1 protein-coding gene is annotated in these 499 nt (G+C 67.9%); it reads right to left on the reverse strand.

What is annotated here, in order from left to right; genetic code table 11:
- Positions 1-499: MBL fold metallo-hydrolase (locus ABTU92_RS29130; RefSeq protein WP_408095044.1), on the reverse strand; the 499-nt coding region annotated here is incomplete at both ends.

Genomic DNA, 499 nt, shown 5'->3' on the forward strand with positions numbered 1-499 from the left:
CGGGCGTCGCGATCGGCGTGATCCCGGTCACCACCTCCTTGTCGTGCGGATAGCGCGTGACCTTCTCGCCGAAGGCGCCGAACACCCGGCGGGCGTTCTTGAAGTTGCCCTCGATCAGGCTGCCGGCCGGTGCCTTGGCCATGTTGGCGTCGTCCATCCAGAACGCCCACTCGGCCTGCGGCACCAGGATCTCGGCATTCGGATAGACCGGCTTGCCGTCGGCGGTCAGCAGGCCGTTGATGTGGTCGCCGTGGAAGTGAGAGACGATCACGGCGTCGACCGTGTCGGGCGCGATGCCGGCCGCCGCGAGGTTCTTGGCGAACTGGCCGACCGCCCCCTTCGATTGCTCGAAGGCCGCGGCGCCGTTGCCCGAGTCGATCAGCACCAGCTTGCCGCCGGTGTTCACGGCGAGCGGGTTGAACACGATCGTCATCTGACCGGGCGTCAGGTAGGCGGCCTGGAGCGCCGCGTCGACCTGGTCCTTGCCAGCGTTCTTCAC

The organism is Rhodoplanes sp. SY1, from assembly GCF_046000175.1.
Classification (GTDB): domain Bacteria; phylum Pseudomonadota; class Alphaproteobacteria; order Rhizobiales; family Xanthobacteraceae; genus Rhodoplanes.